At 70.1% G+C, this 24642-nt stretch carries 29 protein-coding genes; 11 read left to right on the forward strand and 18 right to left on the reverse strand.

All coding sequences use genetic code 11. The features are described 5' to 3' along the window. Positions 1 to 16: 16 nt before the first annotated feature. From folP to AB0N81_RS19015, 5 genes are all read left to right on the forward strand, one after another. The gene (gene folP, locus AB0N81_RS18995) at positions 17 to 889 is read left to right on the forward strand and encodes a dihydropteroate synthase (protein WP_365359653.1); all 873 of its coding nucleotides are present in this window, start codon (positions 17 to 19) and stop codon (positions 887 to 889) included. Beyond that, complete coding sequence (locus AB0N81_RS19000; RefSeq protein ID WP_365359655.1) at positions 886 to 1455, forward strand: nuclear transport factor 2 family protein; 570 nt, start codon at positions 886 to 888, stop codon at positions 1453 to 1455. The genes folP and AB0N81_RS19000 overlap by 4 nt, the downstream gene beginning before the upstream one ends. 155 nt (positions 1456 to 1610) lie before the next feature. After that, positions 1611 to 1970 carry a dihydroneopterin aldolase gene (gene folB, locus AB0N81_RS19005; RefSeq protein ID WP_055565731.1) on the forward strand — a complete coding sequence of 120 codons (360 nt, stop codon included), beginning with the start codon at positions 1611 to 1613 and terminating at the stop codon, positions 1968 to 1970. Continuing rightward, a complete protein-coding gene (gene folK / locus AB0N81_RS19010) occupies positions 1967 to 2578 on the forward strand; it encodes a 2-amino-4-hydroxy-6-hydroxymethyldihydropteridine diphosphokinase (RefSeq protein WP_365359657.1) in 612 nt (203 codons plus the stop codon). The genes folB and folK overlap by 4 nt, the downstream gene beginning before the upstream one ends. Before the next feature lie 46 nt (positions 2579 to 2624). Next, entirely contained in the window at positions 2625 to 3110 is a 486-nt protein-coding gene (locus AB0N81_RS19015) for a DUF3180 domain-containing protein (protein ID WP_365359659.1), read from the forward strand. A gap of 35 nt (positions 3111 to 3145) precedes the next feature. Here AB0N81_RS19015 and folE read toward each other — a convergent pair whose 3' ends face one another. The 6 genes from folE to dacB form a co-directional block, all read right to left on the reverse strand. Next, positions 3146 to 3751 (reverse strand): GTP cyclohydrolase I FolE, encoded by a 606-nt coding sequence (folE, locus tag AB0N81_RS19020; protein ID WP_365359661.1) that lies wholly within the window; start codon positions 3749 to 3751, stop codon positions 3146 to 3148. A gap of 108 nt (positions 3752 to 3859) precedes the next feature. Further along, positions 3860 to 5881 (reverse strand): ATP-dependent zinc metalloprotease FtsH, encoded by a 2022-nt coding sequence (ftsH, locus tag AB0N81_RS19025; protein ID WP_365359663.1) that lies wholly within the window; start codon positions 5879 to 5881, stop codon positions 3860 to 3862. A 183-nt stretch (positions 5882 to 6064) separates the two neighbouring features. Beyond that, a complete protein-coding gene (gene hpt, locus AB0N81_RS19030) occupies positions 6065 to 6625 on the reverse strand; it encodes a hypoxanthine phosphoribosyltransferase (protein ID WP_365360061.1) in 561 nt (186 codons plus the stop codon). A gap of 54 nt (positions 6626 to 6679) precedes the next feature. Further along, on the reverse strand, positions 6680 to 7720 hold the full coding sequence (gene tilS / locus AB0N81_RS19035; protein ID WP_365359665.1) for a tRNA lysidine(34) synthetase TilS: 1041 nt from the start codon (positions 7718 to 7720) through the stop codon (positions 6680 to 6682). Positions 7721 to 7953: 233 nt separating this feature from the next. Beyond that, positions 7954 to 9081: a zinc-dependent metalloprotease gene (locus tag AB0N81_RS19040; protein ID WP_365359667.1), complete on the reverse strand. Its 1128-nt coding sequence runs from the start codon at positions 9079 to 9081 to the stop codon at positions 7954 to 7956. 577 nt (positions 9082 to 9658) lie between these two features. Further along, positions 9659 to 11170, reverse strand: a complete 1512-nt coding sequence (gene dacB, locus AB0N81_RS19045; protein ID WP_365359669.1) for a D-alanyl-D-alanine carboxypeptidase/D-alanyl-D-alanine-endopeptidase — start codon at positions 11168 to 11170, stop codon at positions 9659 to 9661. 124 nt (positions 11171 to 11294) lie between these two features. On the opposite strand from dacB, the gene AB0N81_RS19050 reads away from it, so the two are divergent. After that, complete coding sequence (locus AB0N81_RS19050) at positions 11295 to 11786, forward strand: inorganic diphosphatase (RefSeq protein ID WP_055568469.1); 492 nt, start codon at positions 11295 to 11297, stop codon at positions 11784 to 11786. A gap of 115 nt (positions 11787 to 11901) precedes the next feature. Further along, on the forward strand, positions 11902 to 13575 hold the full coding sequence (locus AB0N81_RS19055) for a threonine/serine exporter family protein (RefSeq protein WP_365359671.1): 1674 nt from the start codon (positions 11902 to 11904) through the stop codon (positions 13573 to 13575). A 75-nt stretch (positions 13576 to 13650) separates the two neighbouring features. Here the strand turns inward: AB0N81_RS19055 and AB0N81_RS19060 are convergent, their stop codons facing one another. The 7 genes from AB0N81_RS19060 to AB0N81_RS19090 all read right to left on the reverse strand — a co-directional run bounded on the left by AB0N81_RS19060 (position 13651) and on the right by AB0N81_RS19090 (position 20185). Beyond that, positions 13651 to 14343 carry a VTT domain-containing protein gene (locus AB0N81_RS19060; RefSeq protein ID WP_365359673.1) on the reverse strand — a complete coding sequence of 231 codons (693 nt, stop codon included), beginning with the start codon at positions 14341 to 14343 and terminating at the stop codon, positions 13651 to 13653. Between the two features lie 273 nt (positions 14344 to 14616). Further along, on the reverse strand, positions 14617 to 15396 hold the full coding sequence (locus AB0N81_RS19065) for an ABC transporter permease (protein ID WP_365360063.1): 780 nt from the start codon (positions 15394 to 15396) through the stop codon (positions 14617 to 14619). Between the two features lie 8 nt (positions 15397 to 15404). Next, positions 15405 to 16340 carry an ATP-binding cassette domain-containing protein gene (locus AB0N81_RS19070; protein WP_365359675.1) on the reverse strand — a complete coding sequence of 312 codons (936 nt, stop codon included), beginning with the start codon at positions 16338 to 16340 and terminating at the stop codon, positions 15405 to 15407. Positions 16341 to 16419: 79 nt separating this feature from the next. Further along, the gene (locus AB0N81_RS19075; protein WP_365359677.1) at positions 16420 to 17061 is read right to left on the reverse strand and encodes a PadR family transcriptional regulator; all 642 of its coding nucleotides are present in this window, start codon (positions 17059 to 17061) and stop codon (positions 16420 to 16422) included. A 32-nt stretch (positions 17062 to 17093) separates the two neighbouring features. Further along, complete coding sequence (locus AB0N81_RS19080) at positions 17094 to 17645, reverse strand: DinB family protein (protein ID WP_365359679.1); 552 nt, start codon at positions 17643 to 17645, stop codon at positions 17094 to 17096. 140 nt (positions 17646 to 17785) lie between these two features. Continuing rightward, complete coding sequence (locus AB0N81_RS19085; RefSeq protein WP_365359681.1) at positions 17786 to 19243, reverse strand: aldehyde dehydrogenase family protein; 1458 nt, start codon at positions 19241 to 19243, stop codon at positions 17786 to 17788. Positions 19244 to 19321: 78 nt separating this feature from the next. Further along, positions 19322 to 20185 (reverse strand): helix-turn-helix transcriptional regulator, encoded by an 864-nt coding sequence (locus AB0N81_RS19090; RefSeq protein ID WP_362997269.1) that lies wholly within the window; start codon positions 20183 to 20185, stop codon positions 19322 to 19324. Between the two features lie 313 nt (positions 20186 to 20498). Here AB0N81_RS19090 and AB0N81_RS19095 point away from each other — a divergent pair, with 313 nt between their 5' ends. Then, the gene (locus AB0N81_RS19095) at positions 20499 to 20987 is read left to right on the forward strand and encodes an ATP-binding protein (protein WP_365359683.1); all 489 of its coding nucleotides are present in this window, start codon (positions 20499 to 20501) and stop codon (positions 20985 to 20987) included. A 52-nt stretch (positions 20988 to 21039) separates the two neighbouring features. On the opposite strand, the gene AB0N81_RS19100 is transcribed toward AB0N81_RS19095, so the two are convergent. From AB0N81_RS19100 to rpmG, 5 genes are all read right to left on the reverse strand, one after another. Then, on the reverse strand, positions 21040 to 21279 hold the full coding sequence (locus AB0N81_RS19100) for a DUF397 domain-containing protein (protein WP_223775964.1): 240 nt from the start codon (positions 21277 to 21279) through the stop codon (positions 21040 to 21042). A gap of 286 nt (positions 21280 to 21565) precedes the next feature. Next, positions 21566 to 21802 carry a 30S ribosomal protein S18 gene (gene rpsR, locus AB0N81_RS19105; RefSeq protein ID WP_365359685.1) on the reverse strand — a complete coding sequence of 79 codons (237 nt, stop codon included), beginning with the start codon at positions 21800 to 21802 and terminating at the stop codon, positions 21566 to 21568. A gap of 2 nt (positions 21803 to 21804) precedes the next feature. Then, positions 21805 to 22935: a GTP-binding protein gene (locus AB0N81_RS19110; protein WP_365359687.1), complete on the reverse strand. Its 1131-nt coding sequence runs from the start codon at positions 22933 to 22935 to the stop codon at positions 21805 to 21807. A 47-nt stretch (positions 22936 to 22982) separates the two neighbouring features. Continuing rightward, on the reverse strand, positions 22983 to 23228 hold the full coding sequence (locus AB0N81_RS19115) for a type B 50S ribosomal protein L31 (RefSeq protein WP_365359689.1): 246 nt from the start codon (positions 23226 to 23228) through the stop codon (positions 22983 to 22985). 5 nt (positions 23229 to 23233) lie between these two features. Beyond that, entirely contained in the window at positions 23234 to 23398 is a 165-nt protein-coding gene (rpmG, locus tag AB0N81_RS19120) for a 50S ribosomal protein L33 (protein ID WP_362997281.1), read from the reverse strand. Between the two features lie 71 nt (positions 23399 to 23469). Here rpmG and rpmB point away from each other — a divergent pair, with 71 nt between their 5' ends. The 3 genes from rpmB to AB0N81_RS19135 are packed head-to-tail and all read left to right on the forward strand — an operon-like array spanning position 23470 to position 24638. Further along, the gene (gene rpmB, locus AB0N81_RS19125) at positions 23470 to 23706 is read left to right on the forward strand and encodes a 50S ribosomal protein L28 (RefSeq protein ID WP_365359691.1); all 237 of its coding nucleotides are present in this window, start codon (positions 23470 to 23472) and stop codon (positions 23704 to 23706) included. After that, positions 23706 to 24011: a 30S ribosomal protein S14 gene (gene rpsN / locus AB0N81_RS19130; RefSeq protein ID WP_365359693.1), complete on the forward strand. Its 306-nt coding sequence runs from the start codon at positions 23706 to 23708 to the stop codon at positions 24009 to 24011. Before rpmB ends, rpsN begins: the two co-directional genes overlap by 1 nt. A 51-nt stretch (positions 24012 to 24062) precedes the next feature. Next, entirely contained in the window at positions 24063 to 24638 is a 576-nt protein-coding gene (locus AB0N81_RS19135) for a hypothetical protein (protein ID WP_365359695.1), read from the forward strand. The last annotated feature ends 4 nt before the right edge of the window (positions 24639 to 24642 follow it).

Raw genomic sequence — 24642 nt, forward strand, 5'->3', positions numbered from 1 at the left:
GGCCTAGGCTGGAGGTATGAGTACGTTGCGCGGGCGGGGAACGGTCCAGGGGCTGCCGGAGTGGGACCGCTGTGCGGTCATGGGCGTCGTGAACGTGACGCCGGACTCCTTCTCCGACGGTGGCCGCTGGTTCGACACCACGGCCGCCGTCAAACACGGCATCGACCTGGTCGAGCAGGGCGCCGACCTCGTCGACGTCGGCGGCGAGTCCACCCGGCCCGGTGCCCCCCGCGTGGACGAGGACGAGGAGCTCAAGCGCGTCGTCCCCGTCGTGCGCGGCCTGGCCGCCGAGGGCGTCACGGTCTCCGTGGACACCATGCGGGCCACCGTCGCCGAGCAGGCGCTCGCCGCGGGCGCCGTCCTCGTCAACGACGTCAGCGGCGGCCTCGCCGACCCGCGCATGGTCCCGGCGGTGGCCGCGGCCGAAGCCCCCTTCGTCGTCATGCACTGGCGCGGCTTCCTCACCGACATCCACGCCAAGCCGGTCTACGAGGACGTCGTCTCCGAAGTCGTCGGCGAGCTCCACGCGCGCGTGGAGGCCGCCATCGAGGGCGGCATCGCGCCCGAGCGCATCGTCGTCGACCCCGGCCTCGGCTTCTCCAAGGAGGCCGAGCACGACCTGGCGCTCCTGGCCCGTCTGGACCGGCTGCGCGAGCTCAGCCACCCGATCCTGGTCGCCGCCTCCCGCAAGCGGTTCCTCGGCCGCGTCCTGGCCGGTCCTGAGGGCGCCCCGCCGCCCGCCCGTGAGCGCGACGCCGCCACCGCCGCGGTCTCCGCCATCGCCGCGCACCAGGGCGCCTGGGCGGTCCGCGTGCACGAGGTGCGGGCGACGGCCGACGCGGTCCGTGTCGCCCGTGCCGTCACGGGCGCCGCCGGCGGCCACCGGTGACCGCGGCGAGCACGGACGTCGAGCAGGTCGAGCGCGCCAACACCGCCTTCTACGAAGCGCTGGAACGCGGCGACTTCGACGAGGTGTCCGACCTGTGGCTGGACTCCGAGGACGCCCCGCGGGACGGGGAGGTCACCGAGGACGCCGGAGCCACCGGGAACGCCGAGAACGCCGAGGACGCCGAGGACGCCGAGGACGATGCAGCGGCGGGCGACGCCGACGCCGTCTCCTGCGTCCACCCCGGCTGGCCGGTCCTCACGGGCCGCGGCGAGGTCCTCAGGTCGTACGCGCTGATCATGGCGAACACGGAGTACATCCAGTTCTTCCTCACCGACGTGAAGGTCAGGGTGGCCGGCGACACCGCCCTGGTGACGTGCACCGAGAACATCCTCAGCGGCGGCCCGCCTCCCGAGGGCGGCGGCGAGCTCGGCCCGCTCGTCGGCCAGCTCGTGGTCGCCACGAACGTGTTCCGCCGCACACCCGACGGCTGGAAGCTGTGGTCGCACCACGCGTCTCCCGTACTGGCCGAAACCGACGACGAAGAGGACGACGAGACTCCGTCCTGAGTGGGTAGGCGCTGCCCGAGCGGCTCGTGACGCGGCGGCCGACAGGCCCCGCGGGCGAGCACTGACAGTGCCCGCAGGTAGATTCGAACGAGGCTGGTGTGCCGACCGCACTCGGTGCAGGCCTGCCGATACCGACGATTGCAGGAGTGATTCGCGTGGATCGTGTCGCGCTGCGCGGCCTCAAGGCCCGCGGGCACCACGGTGTCTATCCGCGGGAGCGCGAAGAAGGCCAGACCTTCATCGTGGACCTGGTTCTTGGTCTGGACACGCGAGCGGCCGCGGCCGACGACGACCTGGCGAAGACCGTGCACTACGGGATCGTGGCCGAGGAGGTCGTGGCCGTCGTCGAGGGCGAGCCCGTCGACCTCATCGAGACGCTCGCCGAGCGCATCGCCCAGGCGTGTCTGAAGCACGACGGAGTCCTGGAGGTCGAGGTGTGCGTGCACAAGCCGGACGCCCCGATCACCGTCCCGTTCGACGACGTGACCGTCACCATCACCCGGAGCCGAGTATGACTGCGCCCTTCAAAGCGGGTCAGAGCGACCCCACCGTCCAGCCGGTGCCCACCTCCGTGGTCGAACAGGTCGATGCGGCGGACAGCACCCTGTCCAACCCCAAGCGCGCCGTGATCTCCCTCGGCAGCAACCTCGGCAACCGCCTGGAGACGCTCCAGGGCGCCGTCGACGCTCTGGAGGACACCCCCGGCCTGCGGGTCAAGGCGGTCTCTCCGGTGTACGAGACCGAGCCCTGGGGCGTCGACCCGGGCACCCAGCCCTCGTACTTCAACGCGGTCGTCGTGGTGAAGACGACCCTGCCGCCCGCCTCGCTCCTGGAGCGCGCGCAGGCGGTCGAGGAGGCCTTCCACCGCGTACGTGACGAGCGCTGGGGCCCGCGCACGATCGACGTGGACATCGTGGCGTACGCCGACGTGGTCTCCGACGACCCGGCGCTCACGCTGCCCCACCCGCGCGCGCACGAGCGTGCCTTCGTCCTCGCCCCCTGGCACGACGTGGAGCCCGAGGCCCGGCTGACGGGCCGCGGCCCGGTGGCACAGCTGCTGGACGCGGTCACCCGCGACGGCGTCGCGCCCCGCGCCGACCTGGAACTCCGACTGCCGGAGTAGTCGTTGGAGAAGGCGGTCGAGCAATCAAGCCGATGAAGGGTCATCCGTGAAGCAACTGCGCATCAGGACGCTGGCCGGCCTCTTTCTCGCGGCCGGAGTGCTGTCCTGGTCGGGCGCCCGGCTGTGGGACTCCGTCGGCACGCTGCCGCGCGTCCCCCTGGCCGCGCCCATCGTGCTCGCGGTCATCGCCGTGGTGCTCCTCTCGACGGCGCTCTCGCTGCGCTCGCGCCTGCGCGCCCAGCGTGAGCGCCGCCCCGGGGCGAAGGGCGTCGAACCGATGATGGCCGCCCGCGCCGTCGTCTTCGGCCAGGCCAGTGCCCTGGTCGCGGCCCTCGTCGCGGGGATGTACGGCGGGACGGGCGCGTTCCTGCTGGAGTTCCTCGACATCCCGCCCCGCCGCGACCAGGCGGTGTACGCGGGGCTCTCGGTCCTGATGGGCATCGCGGTGATAGCGGCCGCCTTCTTCATGGAGCGCGTCTGCAGGCTCCCGGAGGACGACGACGAGAACGACGGGACGGCCCAGGCGGCGTAGGCGTCACCACTGCTGCCGGGCCAGGGACAATCGGGCTAGCGGGCCATGATCAGGCTCATCGCCTCGTTACGCGTGGCGGGGTCGCGCAGCTGGCCGCGCACCGCGGAGGTGATGGTCTTGGCGCCGGGCTTACGGATGCCGCGCATCGACATGCACATGTGCTCGCACTCCACGACGACGATGACGCCGCGCGGCTCCAGGATCTCCATCAGCGAGTCGGCTATCTGCGTCGTCATGCGCTCCTGGACCTGGGGGCGGCGCGCGAAGACGTCCACGAGCCGGGCGAGCTTGGACAGGCCGGTGATCTTGCCGCTGGTGGCCGGGATGTACCCCACATGTGCGACGCCCCGGAACGGGACCAGATGATGCTCACAGCATGAGGTGACCTCGATGTCCTTCACGAGGACCATCTCGTCGTGTCCCAGGTCGAACGTCGTCGTCAGGACGTCCTCGGGCTTCTGCCACAGTCCCGCGAATATTTCCTTGTACGCCCTCGCCACGCGCCCCGGGGTCTCCCGCAGCCCTTCCCGGTCCGGGTCCTCCCCCACGGCGATCAGCAGCTCACGCACGGCGTTCTCGGCCCGCTTCTCGTCGAAATCGCCGATCGAGCCCTCGCCGTCCAGCGTCACCGGGTCGGTCATGTTGTGCCTCGTTCCTGTGCGTATCACGCGGGCGTACGAAATAAGCCGCGCCCCCAAGGCTAGAACCAGGGGGGCGCGGCTTACATTCCGGGCCTGCTGAGGCGCGGGTCAGCTTTCGGGGCGGTCCTCCGGGGCCACCTCAAGGGACTTCTCCGTGCCCGACGTCACCGCGGGGGTCGCGCCGTTCGCACCGTTCGTCAGCGAGAGCTCCCGGGGGGAGAGCACCGGCGGGCGGGTCGAGGGCGTGCGCCGCGAGGAGCCGGTCCACGCCGGGCGGGCCGGGCGCTTCACGATGCCGGCGAAGACCTCGGCGATCTGCTCCTTGTTGAGCGTCTCCTTCTCGAGGAGCTGAAGGACCAGGTTGTCGAGGATGTCGCGGTTCTCGACGAGGATCTCCCATGCCTCGTTGTGCGCGGTCTCGATGAGCTTCTTGACCTCTTCGTCGACCAGCGCGGCGACCTCTTCCGAGTAGTCCCGCTGGTGCGCCATCTCGCGCCCGAGGAACGGCTCGGTGTTGTCCCCGCCGAACTTGATCGCGCCAAGACGCTCGGTCATGCCGTACTGCGTGACCATCGCGCGTGCGGTGGCCGTGGCCTTCTCGATGTCGTTCGCCGCGCCCGTCGTCGGGTCGTGGAAGACGAGCTCCTCGGCCGCGCGCCCGCCCAGCATGTATGCCAGCTGGTCGAGCATTTCATTGCGCGTGGTCGAGTACTTGTCCTCTTCGGGCAGGACCATGGTGTAACCCAGGGCCCGGCCGCGGGACAGGATCGTGATCTTGTGGACCGGGTCCGAGTTCGGGGAGGCCGCCGCGACCAGGGCGTGTCCGCCCTCGTGGTACGCGGTGATCTTCTTTTCCTTGTCGGACATGATCCGGGTCCGCTTCTGCGGGCCCGCCACGACGCGGTCGATCGCCTCGTCCAGCGCGTGGTTGTCGATCAGCTTCTTGTCACCGCGGGCGGTGAGCAGCGCGGCCTCGTTGAGGACGTTGCTCAGGTCGGCGCCGGTGAAGCCCGGCGTGCGGCGCGCGACCGCCGACAGGTCGACGTCCGGGGCGACCGGCTTGCCCTTCTGGTGAACCTTGAGGATCTCCAGACGGCCCTGCATGTCCGGACGGTCGACGGCGATCTGCCGGTCGAATCGGCCGGGGCGCAGCAGCGCGGGGTCGAGGATGTCCGGACGGTTCGTGGCGGCGATCAGGATGACGCCGCCCTTCACGTCGAAGCCGTCCATCTCGACGAGCAGCTGGTTCAGCGTCTGCTCGCGCTCGTCGTGGCCACCGCCGAGACCGGCGCCGCGGTGACGACCCACCGCGTCGATCTCGTCGACGAAGACGATCGCCGGGGCGTTCGCCTTGGCCTGCTCGAAGAGGTCACGCACACGGGAGGCACCGACACCGACGAACATCTCGACGAAGTCGGAACCCGAGATCGAGTAGAACGGGACTCCGGCCTCACCGGCGACGGCGCGCGCGAGCAGCGTCTTACCCGTACCGGGCGGGCCGTAGAGGAGCACGCCCTTGGGAATCTTGGCGCCGACGGCCTGGAACTTCGCCGGCTCCTGGAGGAACTCCTTGATCTCGTGGAGCTCCTCGACGGCCTCGTCGGAACCCGCCACATCGGAGAAGGTCGTCTTCGGGGTGTCCTTGGTGATGAGCTTGGCCTTGGACTTCCCGAAGTTCATGACCCGGGAACCACCGCCCTGCATCTGGTTCATCAGGAACAGGAAGACGACGACGATGAGGACGAAGGGGAGCAGGGAGAGCAGGATGCCGACGAAGGGGTTCTGCTTCGACGGGGAGACGGTGTAACCGTCCGGGATGTCCTTGCTCTCGTACTTGGCCTGCAGGGACTTGGCGAGGTCGACGCCCTGGTCGCCGATGTAGCTCGCCTGGATCTTGCTGCTGCCCTTGACCTTCTGGCCGTCCTTGAGCTCGACCTTGATGATCTGCTCGTCACCGGTGGTCAGCTTGGCCGACTCCACCTGGTTCTTGGTGATCGCCTGAACGACCTGGCCGGTGTCCACCGTCTTGTAGCCACCGGACGAGCCGACGACCTGCATCAACACGACCACGGCAAGGACGGCCAGCACGATCCACATGACTGGCCCACGGAAGTATCGCTTCACGTCCATCCATACGGAGCGATGACGCCCCGTCCCTCCTGCCATAGTGAGTTTGATAAAGACTGTTCTTCGGACGGTACCCCAGCATTGTGACCCGAAGCCGCCCGGGACTGCTGGCAATCCAGCCCTCGCATGCTCCAACGGCGGGAAACGGGTGAGGGTTCCCCGACGGCGTACGGAGTCCTGCGGGAGTCAGCCGCCGTAGACGTGCGGGGCGAGCGTTCCGACGAACGGGAGGTTGCGGTACTTCTCGGAGAAGTCCAGGCCGTAACCCACCACGAACTCGTTGGGGATGTCGAAGCCGATCCACTTCACGTCGATCGCGACCTTCGCCGCCTCCGGCTTGCGCAGCAGCGTGCACACCTCCAGGGAGGCGGGCTCGCGCGAGCCGAGGTTCGAGAGCAGCCAGGACAGCGTCAGACCGGAGTCGATGATGTCCTCGACGATCAGGACGTGCTTGCCCTTGATGTCGGTGTCCAGGTCCTTGAGGATCCGCACGACGCCGGACGACTGGGTTCCCGCGCCGTACGACGACACGGCCATCCAGTCCATCGTGACGGGGGTGGACAGCGCGCGCGCCAGGTCCGCCATGACCATCACCGCGCCCTTGAGGACGCCGACGATCAGCAGGTCCTTGCCCGCGTACTCCGCGTCGATCTTCGCGGCCAGCTCGGCCAGCTTCGCGTCGATCTCTTCCTTGGTGATGAGCACCGACTTGAGGTCGGTGCCCATGTCTTTCGCGTCCACCCGCATCACTTTCGGTCGTCCCACCGGCCGACAGGTGCCCCAACGAACACGGGGCTCTCGTCAGCCTTGCCGGATCACCAGTCTGCCACCCTGGCGCTGAGCCACGACTTTGCCCGGGAGATTGATGGCTCCCTGGCCCCGCCAGCCGGTGATCAGCCGGTCGACCTCTTCGATGTGCCGGGCGAACAGCGAACCGGCGGGCGCCCCGGCCTCGATCGCGGCCCGGCGCACGATGCGGCGTCGCACGGCGGGCGGCAGGGCGTAGAGCTTCGCGCACTCCAGGAGGCCCGCGGCGTCGCGCACGGACGTCTCGGCCTGGGCGGCCCAGGTGTCGAGTGCGTCGGCGTCGTCACGGGAGAGCTGGGCCGTCCGGGCGAGCGCCTCGACGACGCCCTTGCCGAGCGCCTTCTCCAGCGCGGGCAGCCCCTCGTGACGCAGCCGGGATCGGGTGTACGCCGGGTCGGCGTTGTGCGGGTCGTCCCAGACGGGCAGCGACTGGACCATGCAGGCCTTGCGGGCGGTCTGCCGGTCGATGTGCAGGAAGGGGCGGCGGTAACGGCCCGCGACCCCCGAGGTCGCGGCCATTCCGGAGAGGGAGCGGATGCCGGAGCCGCGGGCGAGGCCGAGCAGCACGGTCTCCGCCTGGTCGTCGCGGGTGTGCCCGAGCAGGACGGCGGCCGCCGAGTGCCGCTCCGCGGCGGCGTCCAGGGCCGCGTACCGAGCGTCGCGGGCGGCGGCCTCGGGGCCGCCGTCACGCCCGACGTCCACGGCGACGGAGTCGACCGGGCCCAGGCCGAGGGCGGTGAGACGCACGACGACCTCGGCGGCGCGCAGGTCGGACCCGGGCTGCAGGCCGTGGTCGACGGTGACGCCGCCCGCGCGGATGCCGAGCTTGGGGGCCTCGAAGGCGAGGGCGGAGGCGAGCGCCATGGAGTCGGCACCGCCGGAGCAGGCGACGAGCACGGTCGGCTGCGGGGCCTGCTGCTCGTGCGGGGGGTGTGGGGGGTCGTTCTCGGTGCTGCGCTGCACATCGGTCAGTACGTCGTGGAGTACGCGGCGGACCGCCAGGCGTATCGCTGCGACCGCAGGATGGGGACCCATGTCCGGTTCCCTTCGTGAAGTTCGGGGGGTGAGCTCGGACCAGCCACTCAGGACCCACTCGGGAGATCCGGCCCCACACGGGGTCTTCTTTCCCTTGCGTTCGGTCACTCAGAGTGTGTCGATGGTGACAGAGCCGAGCCGTTCCCCGAGCATTGCACGCCTACCCATCGCCTACGGTCCCTCGGACGGGTGATAGCTGAGGCATTCTCCTGCCGTCGGCCGCATCCGGCCCCTCAGTCTCCCTTACGGTGCACCCTCGCGACCCAGTCCGCCGGTTTGGCGATCTCCGCCTTCGTGGGCAGTGTGTTCGGCGACGTCCACACGCGGTTGAAGCCGTCCATGCCGACCTGGTCGACGACCGCGCGCACGAACCGCTCGCCGTCCCGGTACTGGCGCAATTTCGCGTCGAGCCCGAGGAGCTTGCGCAGGGCCTGGTCGAGGCGGCTCGCGCCGCGCGCCCGCCGCTGCTGGAACTTCTCGCGGATCTCGCCCACGGACGGCACCACGTCCGGGCCAACGCCGTCCATCACGAAGTCCGCGTGCCCCTCCAAGAGGGACATCACGGCCGTCAGACGGGCGAGGATCTCTCGCTGCGCGGGGGTCTGCACCAGCTCGACGAGGGAGCGGCCTCCCTCGTCCTCGTCCCCCTCCGCCTCGGAGCGGCCGCCCGCGAGCGACTGGGCGGCCTCCCTGACGCGCTCCAGGACTGTCATCGGGTCGACCTCGGTCTCGCCGAGGAACGACTGGATCTCGCCTTCGAGGTGGTCGCGCAGCCAGGGCACGGCGGTGAACTGGGTGCGGTGCGTCTCCTCGTGCAGGCAGACCCAGAGGCGGAAGTCGTGCGGGTCCACGTCCAGCTCGCGCTCGACGTGCACGATGTTCGGCGCGACCAGGAGGAGGCGGCCGCCGCCGTTCGCCCCCGCGGGGAGGTCTCGGGTGGGCGGGGCGAAGGTCTCGTACTGCCCGAGGACGCGAGAGGCGAGGAAGGACAGGAGCATGCCCAGCTCCACGCCCGTCACCTTGCCGCCGACCGCGCCGAGGACGGCACCGCCCGGGCTGCTCCCGCGCTTGTCCTGCATCTTGTCGAGGAGGGGCTTCAGGATCTCCCGGAAACCCGCGACGTTCGCCCGGACCCAGCCGGCCCGGTCCACCACGAGGACCGGGGTGTCGTGCGTGTCCTCCGTGCCCATCCTCGTGAAGGAACGGACGTGTTCCTCCGAGGACTTGGCGTGCCGGCGGAGCTCGGCGACGACGGCGCGCGCCTCGTCCCGGCTCACTTCTGGACCCGGCCTCACGAGCCGGGTCGCGGTCGCCACCGCGAGGTTCCAGTCGACCATCTCCGCACCACCGATGCTCGTCATGCGTCAACGGTACGTGCTGGCTCCCTCCGGTGGAGGGGCTTGCACCCCTGACATTGCCCTGTGCTCGCCCCTAGGGCCCCGATGGTGCGGGCCGGGCCCCCTGCTCCCGGCGCCCCCGGCCCGCCTGCCTTCGGGGGTCCGCCTGCCTTCGGGGGGACCTGCCTGCCTTGGGGGGGACCTGCCTGCCTTGGGGGACTCGCTCTCCTCGTTCGGCTGCCGGTCGGATGTGGCTGGGCGCGCAGTTCCCCGCGCCCCTGAACGGCGCCTTCACACCCGTCGCCCGCCACGTCAGCCCGCACCTTCGCTGCCTGCGCAGTTCCCCGCGCCCCCGAGCCGCGCCTTCGCTCCCGTCGTCCGCGGCGTCAGCCTGCGCCTTCGCTGCGTGCGCAGTTCCCCGCGCCCCTGAGCCGCGCCTTCACACCCGTCGTCCGCCACGTCAGCCTGCACCTTCGCTGCGTGCGCAGTTCCCCGCGCCCCCGAGCCGTGCCTTCACACCCGTCGCCCGCGGCGTCAGCCCGCACCTTCGCTGCCTGCGCAGTTCCCCGCGCCCCTGAATGGCGTCTTCGTCGCCGTCGTGTCAGCGGCAGCCGCAGTTGGCGACTGTGGAGGCCATGTGGTCCAGGGCCGTTTGGGCTGCTTGGGGGTTCGTGGTGCCTGTGGTCATGAAAGCGAACAGGAGGAGGCGGCCGTCGGCGTCGACGACCGTTCCCGCGAGGCTGTTCACGCCGGTCAGGGTGCCGGTCTTGGCGCGGACCACGCCCGTGCCGGGTGAGTCCTTGGGGTAGCGGTCGACCAGCGTGCCGGTGAAGCCGGCGACCGGGAGGCCTGTCACCACGGAGCGCAGTTCGGGGCGGCCGGGGTCGGCGGCGTGGTCCAGGAGGGCCGCCAGGAGTTCGGCGGAGACGCGGTCGGACCGGTCCAGGCCGCTGCCGTCGGCGAACTTCGCTCCGGAGAGGGGCAGGTCCAGCTTCCGCAGCTGGGCCCGGACCGCCCGGCCCGCGCCCTCGAAGCTCGCCGGTTCCTTCGCCGCGACGGCCGTCTGGCGGGCCAGTGCCTCCGCGATGTCGTTGTCGCTGTGCGTCAGCATCCGCTCGACCAGCGAGGACAGGGGCGGCGACTCGACCTTCGCGAGGGATTCGGCCCGGGATTCGGCTCCCTCCGACGCCTTGGCGGAGTCGGAGGGGGAGAGGTTGGTTTTGATGCCTTCGGTCGACAAGAAGTCCGCGAACTTCTTCGTCGCCTCGGCCGCCGGGTCACCCGCGCGCGGGGCCGGTCCGCTGGAGGAGTCGTCCAGTCGGCCCTCGTCCGCCATCAGGGCGCTGACCGGCGTGATGTTCTCGTTCGGGCCGATCGGGTGCTGCGCGGGTCCGGAGTACAGCGACGTGTCGTACTTGAGGCCGACCTTGTCGATGTCGCGGCTCTTGAGGGAGCGTGCCGTGTCCGCGGCGAGGGTGCGCAGGCTCGCCGCCGTGTCCGTGTAGCGGCCGTCCTTGCGGGCGGTGAGCGTGGGGTCGCCGCCGCCGACGAGGACGACGTCGGGTGTGCCGGACGAGCCGGGGTCGAGCAGCGTCTTCGTGGTGATCCGGTGGTCGGGGCCCAGCGCGGACAGCGCGGCGACCCCCGTGGCGATCTTGATGGTCGACGCGGGTGTGAGGCCCTCGCCCGCGCCCTTGCCGTACACCCGCTTCCCGGAGGCCGCGTCGAGCACGACGGCCGACCGCTCGGGGCCGAGCGCCGGATCCTTCAGGAGCGGGTCGAGGACCTCCGCGAGGGCGCGGTCGGTGGGTGCGGGGGCCGTGCCCGCGGGTGCGCCGAGTCCGGCGAGCACGGAAGGGGCGCTCGGAGGGGTTTCCGGCGCGCGTCCCGGCGTACCACCAGCGTGATCTGCGCCACCCAGGGCCTCCTGGGAAGCGGCCCGGTCCCGCTCCGCCGTACGCTGACCGGAGGAGTCCCAAGGGCCGGCCGCGGCCACCGCCCCGGCCGCGATGACCAGGCCGAAGGTGGCCGCACCAGCCGTGAGCCGCCAGGTCGTGAGCTTCCCGGAGAACCCGGAGAGCTGGGTGGCAAAAGGCTTGGGCAGCTGTCTCAAAAGCTGTCGAGGCCGCTGCCAAGGCTTGAGCTCCGGCACGACGACCAGCCCCTTTCGCGATCACACATCTGCGTGAGGGACACTTAATCACCCGAAGTATGTGCTGATCATGGAGGAGCCACCCGTGGAGTTCGACGTCACCATCGAGATTCCGAAGGGTTCGCGGAACAAGTACGAGGTGGACCACGAGACCGGCCGGATCCGTCTGGACCGTCGCCTCTTCACGTCGACCAGCTACCCCGCGGACTACGGCTTCGTCGAGAACACCCTCGGCGAGGACGGTGACCCGCTGGACGCCCTGGTCATCCTGGACGAGCCGACCTTCCCCGGCTGCCTCATCAAGTGCCGCGCGATCGGCATGTTCCGGATGACCGACGAGGCGGGCGGCGACGACAAGCTGCTCTGCGTCCCGGCCTCGGACCCGCGCGTGGAGCACCTGCGGGACATCCACCACGTCTCCGAGTTCGACCGCCTGGAGATCCAGCACTTCTTCGAGGTCTACAAGGACCTGGAGCCCGGCAAGTCCGTCGAGGGCGCCGACTGGGTCGGCCGCACGGACGCCGAGGCCGAGATCGAGCGTTCCTACAAGCGCTTCAAGGACGAGGGCGGTCACTGAGCCACTCGCTCCGGGCGGGCCGTGTGACCCCAGGTCACACGGCCCGTTCGTGTATCTGTGCCCATACTGGCCATACGGAGGGTGCGTACGAGTCGTATGAGAAGTGAGGGCATAAGTGGCCGAGCATGAGGCCGAGGACCGAAAGCCTCAGTCGGACGAGGCCCGCAGCGCGTTCGCGCAGCCCAGCGGGGTGATGTCGCAGCCGCAGGCCCCTGAGGACGAGTCCCAGACGACGTCCGAGTTCGCCATCCCCACGGGCCTCGCGACGCCGTCCCCGACGCCGCAGGAGACCGACAAGTCGGCGTTCACCACGCCGCACACGTACAGCTCCCGCAACGCCCCGCAGGCCTTCACGCCCGCGCAGGGCATACCCCTGGTGAAGCTCACCAAGGACGTGCCGTGGCAGGACCAGATGCGCACGATGCTGCGCATGCCGGTCACCGAGCGTCCCGCGACGGAGGCCGCGCAGAAGCAGGAGGACGAGGCCGGGCCCGCCGTGCCGCGCGTGCTCGACCTGACGCTGCGTATCGGCGAGCTGCTGCTCGCGGGCGGTGAGGGCGCCGAGGATGTCGAGGCGGCGATGTTCGCCGTCTGCCGCTCGTACGGCCTGGACCGCTGTGAGCCGAACGTCACGTTCACGCTCCTGTCGATCTCGCACCAGCCCTCGCTGGTGGACGACCCCGTCACGGCCTCCAGGACGGTGCGCCGACGGGGCACGGACTACACGCGTCTCGCGGCGGTCTTCCACCTGGTGGACGACATCAGCGACCCCGAGATCGAGGTCTCCCTGGAGGAGGCCTACCGCCGTCTGGCGGGCATCCGGCGTAACCGTCACCCCTACCCGGGCTGGGCCCTCACGGCGGCCAGCGGGCTCCTCGCGGGCTCCGCGTCCGTGCTGGTCGGCGGTGGCGCCCTCGTCTTCCTGGTGGCCGCCGTCGGCGCGATGCTCGGCGACCGGCTCGCCTGGCTGTGCGCGGGGCGTGGGCTGCCGGAGTTCTACCAGTTCGTGGGCGCCGCGATGCCACCCGCCGGAATGGGTGTGGCGCTCAGCTTCGTGCACACCGAGGCGTCCATGGCCTCGGCGGTGATCACGGGTGGGCTCTTCGCGCTGATCCCGGGGCGGGCCCTGGTGGCGGGCGTGCAGGACGGTCTGACCGGCTACTACATCACCGCTGCCGCGCGCCTCCTGGAGGTGATGTACCTCATCGTGGGCATCGTCTGCGGCGTGCTGCTCGTGCTGTCGCTCGGCGTAATGCTCGACGCGACGAATCTGACCCCGGAGACGAAGTTCGGCGTGACGTCGTCGCGTCCCGTCATCCAGATCCTGGCGTCGATGGCGCTGAGTCTCGCCTTCGCCATCCTGCTCCAGCAGGAACGTAACACCGTGCTGATGGTGACCCTCAACGGCGGAATCGCCTGGGTGATGTTCGGCGCGCTCGCACAGACCCCGCTGGAGCTGTCGCCCGTCGCGGCGACGGCCGTCGCGGCCGGTCTGGTGGGCCTGTTCGGACAGCTCTTCTCGCGCTACCGGTTCGCGTCCTCACTGCCCTATGTGACGGCCGCGATCGGCCCTCTGCTGCCCGGTAGCGCCACGTATTTCGGGCTGCTCGCGCTGGCGCAGAACGACCTGAACACGGGCATGAACTCGCTCACCAGGGCCGTCGCGACGGCCCTGGCCATCGCGATCGGCGTGAACCTGGGGAGCGAGGTCTCCCGGCTGATCCTGAAGGTCCCGGGGGCCGCATCGGCGGCGAACCGCCGCGCGGCCAAGCGGACCAGGGGCTTCTAGGCGTACGTCTCCGGAGAGCGGGCGTACGTCCACGGAGAGCGGGCGTACGTCTCCGGAGAGGGCGTCAGCGGGGCGTCAGCGCTTCGCGTGGCGGCCGCGCTGGGCGGGGGGCGTGCCCGGGGAGCCGCCCTCGGCCGCCGCCGCCTTCTTGGACTTGCTGCGGGCCCGCAGGAACTCGATGGCGATCGGCACCACCGAGATGAGGACGATCAGGATGAGGATCGCCTCGATGTTCTTGTGCACGAACTCGATGTTGCCGAGCCAGGCGCCGAGCAGCGTGACGCCCGCGCCCCACAGGACGCCGCCGATGACGTTGAACGTGATGAACGAGCGGTACCGCATGCCGGAGACGCCCGCGATGATCGGCGTGAACGTCCGCACGATCGGCACGAAACGGGCCAGGACCAGGGACTTCGGGCCGTACTTCTCGAAGAAGTCGTGCGCCTTGACCACGTTCTCCTGCTTGAACAGCTTGGAGTCGGGGCGGTTGAAGAGGGCGGGGCCGACCTTCTTGCCGAAGAGGTAACCCGCCTGGTCGCCCAGGATCGCGGCGAGGCAGATCAGCAGACAGGCCAGCCACAGCGGGGTGTCCAGCTTGTTCGTGGTGATCAGCAGGCCCGTGGTGAACAGCAGCGAGTCGCCGGGCAGGAAGAAGCCGATGAGCAGACCGGACTCGGCGAAGACGATCACCAGCAGGCCCCAGAGGCCGAACTGGTTGAGCAGGTAATCCGGATCCAGCCAGCTTGGTCCGAGCGCAAGCGTCGTCACGGTTCCGGGCTCCTGAGGGTGAGGGGGCGGTGCGGCGGCGGGGTGCAGCCGCCCAAAGTTATCAACGCCAGACGGCGTGGGCAGGTTCCACCGCCCCTCAGGATGCCCGGCCGGGGACGATCCCGGCTCATCGCCGCCTCTCCTGGTGCCGCCGGTGGCTCCGTCGGCGTGTGGCCGTGGCACTCTTCGCCCCTTTTTCGACCAGGCCCCGGACAGACCTGAGCCTCGTAAGGGGCGCCCGCCATGGACGGGCGCCCCTTACTCGCGCGGGCGCTAGTCGCTCAGCGCCGAGAACCTGCGCACCGCCAGCGGCAGGAACACCCCGACGAGCGCCACGGGCCACAGCACCGCGAGGAGCTCCGCGTGTTCGGCCGCCCAGGACGTGCCGGTCACCCCGGGGTCGTTCCCGAAGAGGTCGCGGACGGCCGCCGCCGTCGCCGACATCGGGTTCCACTCGACGAGGGTGCCCAGCCAGCCCGGCATGTTCTGCGGGACGGTGAAGGCGTTGGAGAGGAAGCCGACCGGCCAGACCAGGATCTGCACGGCCACCACCAGCTCCGGCCTGCCGGCGATCATCGCCAGGTGGATGCCGAGCCACAGCATCGCGAACCGCAGCATCATCAGCAGCCCGACGGCCCCGAGCACCGCCCCGAACGAGCCGTGCCAGCGCCAGCCGATCGCGAGTCCGACCCCCATCATGACCAGCAGCGAGACGAACGACTGGAGCATGTCCGCGACCGAACGGCCCACCAGGACGGCGCCGTTGGCCATCGGCATGGACCGGAACCGGTCGATGACGCCCTTGTTCAGGTCCTGGGTGACCGCGAGCATCGTCGCGTCGAGGCCGAAGACCATGGTCAGCGCGAACATGCCGGGCACGAGGAACTCCGCGTATTCCCCCGCGATGCCCTTCCCGCCGCCGATCAGGTAGGTGAACATCAGCAGCATCATCACCGGGAAGACGAGGCCGACCAGGACCTGCACCGGCTGTCGTGCCCAGTGGGCGAGTTCGCGCCGCGTCATGGTCCAGGAGTCGGCCGCTGCCCAGCTCATCGACGTACTCACACAGGCTCCTTCGTACGGTCCGTCAGGCTCAGGAAGACCTCGTCCAGCGTGGGCCTGCGCAGCGCCACGTCCTCCGCGTCGATACCGGCGTCCCGCAGGGCCCGCACGACGTCCGTGAGGGCCTCCATGCGGTCCGTGACAGGTGCGGACGCCAGGCGGCGGTCCGGGTCCACCGTGGCGCCGGGAGGCAGCAGCCCGGCCACGAGCTCCAGTTGGGAACCGTCACGCACCACGACGTCGATGCGGTCGCCGCCGAGCCTCGCCTTGAGGTCGTCCGCCGTGCCCTCCGCGATGACGCGGCCCTCGTCGATCACCGACATGCGGTCGGCCAGCTGATCCGCCTCTTCCAGGTACTGCGTCGTCAGGAGGACGGTGGTGCCGCCGCCCACAAGCGAGCGCACCGAGTCCCACACCTCCGCACGGCCCCGCGGGTCGAGGCCCGTGGTGGGCTCGTCCAGGAAGAGCACCTCGGGGTCCGTGATGAGGGAGGCCGCGAGGTCCAGGCGGCGCCGCATGCCTCCGCTGTACTGCTTGACGGCCTTGCGGCCGGTGTCCACGAGGCCGAACCGCTCCAGGAGCTCGTCGGCCCGCACGCGCGCGCGGCGGGCGCCGAGGTGGTACAGCCGCCCGAACATGTCCAGGTTCTGCCGGCCGCTCAGCTCCTCGTCCACCGCGGCGTGCTGGCCCAGCAGGCCGATGCGCCTGCGCACCTCGTCGGGTCTGCGCCGGACGTCCTGCCCTGCGACCTCCACGCGCCCCTTGTCGACCCTCAGGAGAGTGGCGAGTATCCGCACCGCCGTGGTCTTGCCCGCGCCGTTCGGCCCGAGCACCCCGTGCACCGTGCCGCGCCCGACCCGCAGGTCGAGTCCGTTCAGCGCCTTCTTCTTCCCGTAGGCCTTGTGTGCGCCCTCGACGACGATCGCGTCCGTCATCCGGCTCCTTTCTGATCTTGTAGTCAAACTTGACTAGAAGGAGGAAGGTAGCCGAAGGACTCGCATTCGTCAAACTTGATTAGTGGTTATCCTCGGCGTGCCGGTTCCCCGTCGCGTACGGGTTCTCCTCGCCCTCCGCGAGCACGGCCACGAAGGGATCGCCCTCACCGGCGAAGGTGTACGCGCCGCCCTCGATGCGGGCGATGAGACTTCGGGTCCACTCCGCACCCGTGTCCGCCGAGTGCACCCAGTAGTTCATGATCTCGCCGATGTGGCCCAGCTGTTCGGGACCCTCCGACGGCGTGTAGTACTCGGTGACGGAGGCCCGCCACTCCTCCATGCGGCGCACCCGCTCCTCGAGAAGGCCCACGGCCTCCTCGCGCGGCAGGTCCACCATGAAGCCGAGCGCCGCCGTGAGGATGTCCGGCCGCTGGTCGTACGTCGTCAGGGACTCACGGAGGAGGGAGAGGAATTCCTCCGTGCCCTGCTCCGTGATCTCGTACTCCGTGCGGGGCGGGCCGCCGACCGTGGACGGGGCGACCTCGTGGGCGCGCAGCATCCCCTGCTTCGCCAGCTGCTTCAGGGCGTGGTAGATCGAGCCCGGCTTGGCGTTGGACCACTCGTGGGCGCCCCAGTACTCCAGGTCGTTGCGGACCTGATAGCCGTGGGCGCGGCCGTGCTGACGCACGGCCCCCAGAACCAGCAGCCGGATCGCTGACATGTACCGCGCCCTTCCACTCAGCCCCCCGGTCTTCAACTTTGACTAGGGTATCCCTGGGCAGCCGCCACCAGCTCGAAGGCCGTCTTCCCGTCCAGGGACTCGCGGACGATGTCGGCGTGGCCCGCGTGCCGGCCGATCTCCTCGACCAGGTGCAGCATCAGCCACCGCATCGACACCGCGCCGTCCTGCGGGAACCACGGCGCCTCGGGCAGCGGGAACGTGTCGTCGAGACTCGGCACCGTACGGATGAAGTCGTCGGTCTCCCGGGCGACCTCCTCCCAGAAGTCCAGCGTCCCGGCGAGCGTCTCCCCCTCCACCAGGCGGAAGCTGTCGCCCCACGTCGCCTCCGTGCGGGCCTTCTCATTGGGCTTCTGCTGGGCCATCCGCAGCCAGTTCAGCTCGGTCTCTGCGACGTGCTTCACGAGGCCGCCGAGGGTCAGTTCGCTGGCGCTGGGCCGCGCCGACGCCTGCTCGTCGGTCAGGCCGAGCACCGACCTGCGGATGCCGCCGCGCTGGGCCTGTACGAAGGCGATCAGGGCGCCGCGCTCGTCGCCCCTGGCTTCCGCGCTGACGTGAGTGACCATGGTGTCCGCCTCTTCTCCGGCCCGCGGGCGCGGGCTGTGACGCCGGGTTGTTCCGCCGGGCTTTCCGACACCACAGACGCTACGGAGCCTTGCGGACAGGTACTGTCCGCAAGGCTCCGTGACCCTGGAAAAGGGGACTCTCAGAACGGGAAGCGCGACCTGCCGTGCTGCACGGAGATCCACTTCTGCGTGGTGAAGGCGTCCACCGTCGACTCGCCGTTCAGCCGGCCGACGCCGGAGTTCTTCTCGCCGCCGAACGGCACGATCGGCTCGTCGTGCACCGTGCCGTCGTTCACGTGGATCATGCCGGTCCTGACGCGCTTGGCGACGCGCACGCCGCGCTCGACGTCGCCGGTGTGCACCGCGCCGCTCAGTCCGTACGGGGTGTCGTTGGCGATGCGGACCGCCTCGTCCTCACCGTCGAAGGGCAGCAGCAGGGCGACCGGGCCGAAGATCTCCTGGTTCAGGACCGGGGAGCCGGCCGGCAGGTCCGTGAGGACCGAGGGGGCGACCAGGTTGCCGTCCGTGCTCCCGTGCAGCAGCGCCTTCGCGCCGGCCGAGACGGCCTGGTCGACCACGGCCGTGACGGCGTCCGCCTGCGAGGAGTTGATGAGCGGGCCGATGTGGGTGGTGGGGTCGGCCGGGTCGCCGACCTTCAGGCCCGCGACCTTGGCGACGAACTTCTCGGTGAACTCCGCCTCGACGGACCGGTCCACCAGGATGCGGTTGGCCGCCATGCAGACCTGGCCCTGGTGCACGAAGCGGCTGAAGACCGCCGCGTCCACTGCGTAGTCGATGTCGGCGTCGTCCAGGACGATCAGCGCGCTGTTGCCGCCGAGTTCCAGGACGGAGCGCTTGAAGTTCGAGGCGCAGACCGTGGCGACGTGACGGCCCACGCGGTCCGAGCCGGTGAAGGAGATGACGCCCGGCACCGGGTGCTCGATCAGGGCGTCGCCTATCTCGGCTATGTCGGTGATGACGACGTTGAGCAGTCCGGCGGGGAGCCCGGCGTCCTCGAACACCTTGGCCACCAGGCTGCCGCCGAGCACCGGCGCGTTCTGGTGGGGCTTGAGGACGACCGCGTTGCCCAGGGCGAGGGCCGGCGCGACGGACTTGATCGACAGCAGGAACGGGAAGTTGAACGGGCTGATGACGCCGACCACGCCCACCGGGACGCGGTAGAGGCGGTTCTCCTTGCCGTCGTCCGGCGAGGGCAGGACGCGACCCTCGGCACGCAGTGCGAGGTGGACCGACTCGCGCAGGAACTCCTTGGTGAGGTGGATCTCGAAGGCCGCCTTGAGCCGGGTGCCGCCCAGCTCGGCGATGATCGCCTCGGTGATCTCTTCCTCACGGTCCTCGACGATCCGCAGGGCACGCTCGAAGACGGCGCGCCTGGCGTAGGGGTTGGTCTGCGCCCATTCCTGCTGCGCACGCTCGGCCGCGCGGTAGGCCTGGTCGACCTCGTCGGCCGTGGCGACCGTGATGGACGCGAGCTTCTCCCCGTCGTACGGATTGAAGTCGATGATGTCCCAGGACCCCGACCCGGCCTTCCACTCCCCGTCGATGAACTGATGAGCCAGGTCGGTGAAGAAGGACATGAGACGGACCCCTTGCCGCGGCAGCAGACGGCCGCAAACGGAAGCAGATGTCTGATCTCACGTCATAGTACTTATGTTTCAGGTGAGTTGGAGCAGACCACGGAGAAGATCACGGCTGCCGACCGGATCGGGGCTGTCCTTCTGCAATTGGGCCACCACCCGCTCGTACTGCGCGACTTCCTCCGCCTTGTCGAGATAGAGGGCGCCGGTGAGTTGCTCCACGTACACGACGTCGGAGAGGTCGGACTCCGGGAAGCTCAGCATCGTGAAGGCGCCGCTCTCGCCCGCGTGCCCGCCGAAGCTGAACGGCATCACCTGGAGGGTGACGTTCGGGCGCTCGGAGATCTCGATGAGGTGCTGGATCTGACCCCTCATCACCTCACGGTCGCCGTACGGGCGTCGGAGCGCGGCTTCGTCCAGTACGCAGTGGAAGCGGGGCGCGTGCTCGGAGGCGAGGAGCTTCTGGCGCTCAAGGCGCAGCGCGACGCGCCGCTCGATCTCGGCCTTGCTCGCACCCTTCATGCCCCGCGCGACGACGGCGTGCGCGTACGCCTCGGTCTGCAACAGCCCGTTGACGAACTGGACTTCATAGACGCGGATGAGCGAGGCGGCGCCCTCCAGGCCGATATATGTCTGGAACCAGCCGGGCAGGACGTCCGAGTAACTGTGCCACCAGCCCGTGAGGTTGGCCTCCTTGGCGAGCGAGAGCAGCGCGCCGCGCTCGGCCTCGTCGGTGACGCCGTAGAGCGTCAGAAGGTCCTCGACGTCCCTGGACTTGAAGCTCACCCGTCCCAACTCCATGCGGCTGATCTTCGACTCGGAGGCGCGGATCGAGTATCCGGCCGCTTCACGGGTGATGCCGCGGGACTCTCTGAGCCGCCTCAGCTGTGAGCCCAGCAGGATGCGCCGTACCACCGAGCCGCTCGACTCCCCTGCGGTCACTTCGCTCAATCCTCCCGATCGACTGGAAGCCAGCAGTCTGCCATTAAACGCTTCGGGCCGTACACGTCCGGTTACAGAAATGGAAAGGGTCCGAAAGCTCCCCCGAAGAAGTCGTGGGAAGAAATGGGCAAGAAGTGGCACGGGATCGACCAATCCCGGCGCGTGCACGTGCATCTGCCCTTGCATCTGCTGTGCGCATTCGGAACCATGGTCCGCGCGCCACTGCTGTACCGACCGCGTACCACCGCACCATCGGCGACCGACCGCGCCACCGCTCCATCGCTATGTACCGCGAAACCGGGGAGTGCCTCGCATGGGGACGAATGGATCGACCATGCTCGAGCCGTTACGGCAGGGGCTACCTCCGATCGACCCCTCCGCGGTCTCCGACGCGGCCTCCGTCGCCCTCCCCGCCCGCTACGAAGCGGTGGGCAGCGCCCGGCAGTTCACCCGGAAGACGCTCGGCCAGTGGGACCTCGACGAGAGGTTCGACGACATCGCGCTCGTGGTCTCCGAACTCGTCACCAACGCCCTGCGCCACGCGCTGCCCGCGGACACCCCCCGCGACCAGCAGGAGCCGCCCGTGCGGCTGCACCTGATGCACTGGGCGACACGGCTGGTGTGCGCGGTGCGCGACCCCAGCGACGACAGCCCGGTGGCGCGCGACACGGACGACGACTTCTCGGCCGAATCCGGCCGCGGCCTGTTCCTCGTGGACTCGTTCAGCGACAGCTGGGGCTGGCACCCGCTCGCCGGCGCGCTCCGCGGCAAGGTGGTCTGGGCGCTGTTCCGCCTGAGTTGAGGGACCTGAGTCGAGGGGCCTGAGTTGAGGGACCCGAGTTGAGGGGAGTGGGTCAGCCGCCTATCAGGTGGTCGAACTCCCCGTCCTTCATCCCCAGCAGCATCGCCTCGATCTCGGCGCGCGTGTAGACGAGCGCCGGGCCGTCCGGGAAGCGCGAGTTGCGCACGGCGACATCACCGCCCGGCAGCTTCGCGAACTCCACGCACGAGCCCTGCGAGTTGCTGTGCCTGCTCTTCTGCCAGACCACCCCGTGAAGCTCCGTGGCCGCCATGCCGTTAAACGCGTGGTGCACAGATCGCTCCCCGGGTGGTGCGGTGCCATGAGTGGCTCTAGATGCAGTGGTCAACTGTCCCGGATCATAGCTGTGTTCACATGCGGATGCATGGGCAGATGCACGTGCACGCGGGGTGTTCCCCTGATTACAGGACCGCGATCACGGGACAGCGATGACAGGACCGTGGACACAGGACCGTGGACACAGGACCGTCAGCACCTTGCACCAGGAAGAGACGCACACAGCGCCCTTCCTGTTCCCTCCGCGCCCCGGGGAGAGGGGCGAGGAGGGATACGACAACGGGTCAGCGAGGCGATCCGTAGGGCAGCAGCGCCATCTCACGGGCGTTCTTGACCGCCGCCGCGATCCGCCGCTGCTGCTGGGCCGTCACCCGCGTCACCCGGCGGCTGCGGATCTTGCCCCGGTCCGAGATGAACTTCCGGAGCAGCTCCGTGTCCTTGTAGTCGATGTACGTGATCCCCGCCTGGTCCAGAGGGTTCGGCTTCGGCTTCTGCGGGCGCGGGGGCTTGCGAGGGGACAAGGTCAGACCTCCAGGAGGGTGTCGAAGGCGGGGGGCAGGTGTTTCCAGGCGTCGCGCCCGGCGGCGTACTCCTCGTCCGTCAGCAGGCAGGACTCCAGAACCTCTTCGAGCCCGTCGCGGTCCAGGCCCGGCGAGGTGAACACCAGGTGGTTGCAGCAGTCGCCGTGCTCCGGATGCCAGTCCATGGCGGCGGCCGCGCGACGGACCGGCGGCACCATCTCCCAGGCGGCGTCCGGCAGCGAGGCCAGCCACGGCCCGGCGCTCTCGACGCAGAGCGCGCCACCCGCCGCGTCCCAACCGAGCAGCGTGTCCGGGTGGTCGGCCAGCCAGAAGCGGCCCCGGCTGCGGGCGGCCGCGCAGGTCAGGTCCTCCAGCGCGTTGTAGAGCCGCTCCGGGTGGAACGGCCGCTCCCGATGCCATACGAGGGTGGAGACCCCGCACGCGTCGGCCTCGGCAGGCAGCAGCGCACAGGCGGGGTGCTGCGCCGCGGCGGCGGCCTCGACGTCGAATCCGGCGAGCGCGGCGCGGGCCAGGTCGCCCTCGCCGATGAGCACCTGGCGGGCGGTCGGGTGAAGCTGGGCGAGCAGAGCGCGGTCCTCGTCGTCGGCCTCCGGGGAGTCGGCGACGGCGAGCACGGGCGCGTACTCCAACTGGCGCGCCCAGGTGTCGGCGACGGTGCGCTGGTCGGTGGGGGCCGCGGCGAGCCCGGCCTCCATGAGGTCGTCCCCGTTCCCGAGGCAGGGCAGGAGGAGGGCGGGGTCGACCGCGGTGACCACACCGGTGAGCGCGAGGCCATCGCCGCCGTGCGCGGCGACGACCTCGGCCATCGCCTTGGGCTCGACCGAGTCCCACAGCTCGACGACCGCGAGCCGGGTGAGGCCCGCGTCGGCGAGGCGGTCGAGCTCGGGCATCAGGTCCTCGCGGAGCGCGCAGCACGCGCAGTCGTTGACCAGCGGGGCGTCGCCGGTGGAGAGGGTGCCGGTGGCGTCGCGGACCGTGCGGACGACGGTGCCCGACACGGCGGTCGACAGGTCGTGGTGGAGGGCCACGCTGTCGGGGACGCTCGCGAGCAGATCGTCGACGGCCGCCTTGCGGGCGGCCGCGTGGAGGCCGGCGACGATCACGACGTCCATGCGGGACGCCTCCCCCTCGGCCCGCGAGGCCCGTTCCTGGCCCGCCATCAGCGCTTGCCGAAGCGGCGCTCGAAGCGCTCGACGCGGCCGGCCGTGTCCATCACGCGGGCCGTGCCCGTGTAGAAGGGGTGGCTCGCGGACGAGACCTCGACGTCGATGACGGGGTACGTACGGCCGTCCTCCCACTCGACCGTCTTCCCGCTGGTCGCGGTGGAACGGGTGAGGAAGGCGAAGCCGGCGGCCTTGTCGCGGAAGACGACGGGGCCGTAGGGCGGGTGGATGTCCTTGCGCATGACGGTCAGCGCTCCTCTCGGAAGTCGACGTGGCGTCCGGCCATCGGGTCGTACTTGCGCAGCGTGAGGCGGTCGGGGTCGTTACGGCGGTTCTTGCGGGTCACGTACGTGTAGCCGGTCCCCGCTGTGGAGCGGAGTTTGATGACGGGGCGGTGTTCGGTGCGGGCCATGTGGCTAGTATATGAAAATGACTCCCGTTTTCAACAGGAGCCCTTTTCCGCCTACCGAGAGGTGCGTCACCTTGTCCGCCCACTGCCAGCTGACCGGCGCGGAACCCCGCTTCGGCAACAACATCTCCCACTCCCACCGGCGGACCTCCCGCCGCTTCGACCCCAACGTCCAGCGCAAGCGGTACTGGCTGCCGAGCGAGGGTCGCTACGTGCGGCTGCGGCTCAGCACGAAGGGGATCAAGACCGTCGACAGCATCGGGGTCGAGGCGGCCGTCGCCAGGATCCGTGCGCGTGGAGTGAGGATCTGATGGCCAAGAAGAGCAAGATCGCGAAGAACGAGCAGCGGCGCGAGACCGTCGCGCGGTACGCCGCGCGCCGGGCCGAACTGAAGGAGATCATCCGCCGTCCCGGCACGGGTGATGCCGAACGGCTCGCCGCGCAACGGGAGTTGGTGCGCCAGCCGCGCGACGCCAGTGCGACGCGGGTACGCAACCGGGACAGCGTCGACGGGCGTCCGCGCGGCTACGTGGGCGCGTTCGGACTGTCGAGGGTGAAGCTCCGTGAGCAAGCGCACGCCGGATATCTCCCCGGTGTGCGCAAGTCCTCCTGGTAGTCGTCCTGGTAGCTTGGCGCGCGATGTGGCCGGTTCTCAGGGGGACTTCAAGTGCGCACGTACGTCCGCAGTGTCCGAGTAGGCGCCGTCGTGGCCGGCCTGGCGGCCGCGCTCGTCCTGACGGGGTGCGGGAGTGACGGTGACGGGGGCAGTGACCGGGGCGGTGACGGGAGCGGCAAGAAGGATCGCGGGTCGTCCGGTTCGAGCTCTTCCGGCGGGTCCGGGGGCGCGGACGAGGACTCGGCAGGCAGCTCCGGTGGTTCAGGCGGTTCAGGCGGCTCGGGCGGCTCGGGCGGCTCGGGGGCCGGGGGCGGCGGCAGCCTGGAAGGTTCGTGGGTCACCACGGCCGACGGGAAGCCGCTCGCCCTCGCCGTCACCGGGAAGACGGCGACGCTGCTCGGCGAGGACGTGCTGTGCAACGGCACCACGGGTGACCGGGCAGGGTCGCAGCTGATCAGCCTGAAGTGCCCGAAGGGGAACGCGGACCGTACGACGGGACGCGTCGAGTCCGTGGACGGCAAGTCCATGACGGTCGCCTGGGAAGGCGCCGGCAAGGACGAGTTCCTGAAGACGCGGGGCGGCAAGCTGCCGGACGGCTTGCCCACGGCAGGCGTACCCCAGCCCTGACTCC

Origin of the sequence: Streptomyces sp. NPDC093510, assembly GCF_040683555.1 — a bacterium.
Classification (GTDB): Bacteria; Actinomycetota; Actinomycetes; order Streptomycetales; family Streptomycetaceae; genus Streptomyces.

What these genes read in the sequence shown, in the direction of transcription:
- folE (WP_365359661.1), bottom strand. Translation starts at nt 3,751, where the DNA reads ATGACCGACCCGGTGACGCTGGACGGCGAGGGCTCGATCGGCGATTTC.
- AB0N81_RS19075 (WP_365359677.1), bottom strand. Translation starts at nt 17,061, where the DNA reads ATGTCAGCGATCCGGCTGCTGGTTCTGGGGGCCGTGCGTCAGCACGGC.
- AB0N81_RS19095 (WP_365359683.1), top strand. Translation starts at nt 20,499, where the DNA reads ATGGGGACGAATGGATCGACCATGCTCGAGCCGTTACGGCAGGGGCTA.
- rpsN (WP_365359693.1), top strand. Translation starts at nt 23,706, where the DNA reads ATGGCCAAGAAGAGCAAGATCGCGAAGAACGAGCAGCGGCGCGAGACC.
- folK (WP_365359657.1), top strand. Translation starts at nt 1,967, where the DNA reads ATGACTGCGCCCTTCAAAGCGGGTCAGAGCGACCCCACCGTCCAGCCG.
- tilS (WP_365359665.1), bottom strand. Translation starts at nt 7,720, where the DNA reads ATGGGTCCCCATCCTGCGGTCGCAGCGATACGCCTGGCGGTCCGCCGC.
- rpmG (WP_362997281.1), bottom strand. Translation starts at nt 23,398, where the DNA reads ATGGCCCGCACCGAACACCGCCCCGTCATCAAACTCCGCTCCACAGCG.
- AB0N81_RS19070 (WP_365359675.1), bottom strand. Translation starts at nt 16,340, where the DNA reads ATGACGGACGCGATCGTCGTCGAGGGCGCACACAAGGCCTACGGGAAG.
- ftsH (WP_365359663.1), bottom strand. Translation starts at nt 5,881, where the DNA reads ATGGACGTGAAGCGATACTTCCGTGGGCCAGTCATGTGGATCGTGCTG.
- folP (WP_365359653.1), top strand. Translation starts at nt 17, where the DNA reads ATGAGTACGTTGCGCGGGCGGGGAACGGTCCAGGGGCTGCCGGAGTGG.
- AB0N81_RS19040 (WP_365359667.1), bottom strand. Translation starts at nt 9,081, where the DNA reads ATGACGAGCATCGGTGGTGCGGAGATGGTCGACTGGAACCTCGCGGTG.
- AB0N81_RS19115 (WP_365359689.1), bottom strand. Translation starts at nt 23,228, where the DNA reads ATGCGCAAGGACATCCACCCGCCCTACGGCCCCGTCGTCTTCCGCGAC.
- AB0N81_RS19065 (WP_365360063.1), bottom strand. Translation starts at nt 15,396, where the DNA reads ATGAGCTGGGCAGCGGCCGACTCCTGGACCATGACGCGGCGCGAACTC.
- AB0N81_RS19080 (WP_365359679.1), bottom strand. Translation starts at nt 17,645, where the DNA reads ATGGTCACTCACGTCAGCGCGGAAGCCAGGGGCGACGAGCGCGGCGCC.
- hpt (WP_365360061.1), bottom strand. Translation starts at nt 6,625, where the DNA reads ATGCGGGTGGACGCGAAAGACATGGGCACCGACCTCAAGTCGGTGCTC.
- AB0N81_RS19110 (WP_365359687.1), bottom strand. Translation starts at nt 22,935, where the DNA reads ATGGACGTCGTGATCGTCGCCGGCCTCCACGCGGCCGCCCGCAAGGCG.
- AB0N81_RS19085 (WP_365359681.1), bottom strand. Translation starts at nt 19,243, where the DNA reads ATGTCCTTCTTCACCGACCTGGCTCATCAGTTCATCGACGGGGAGTGG.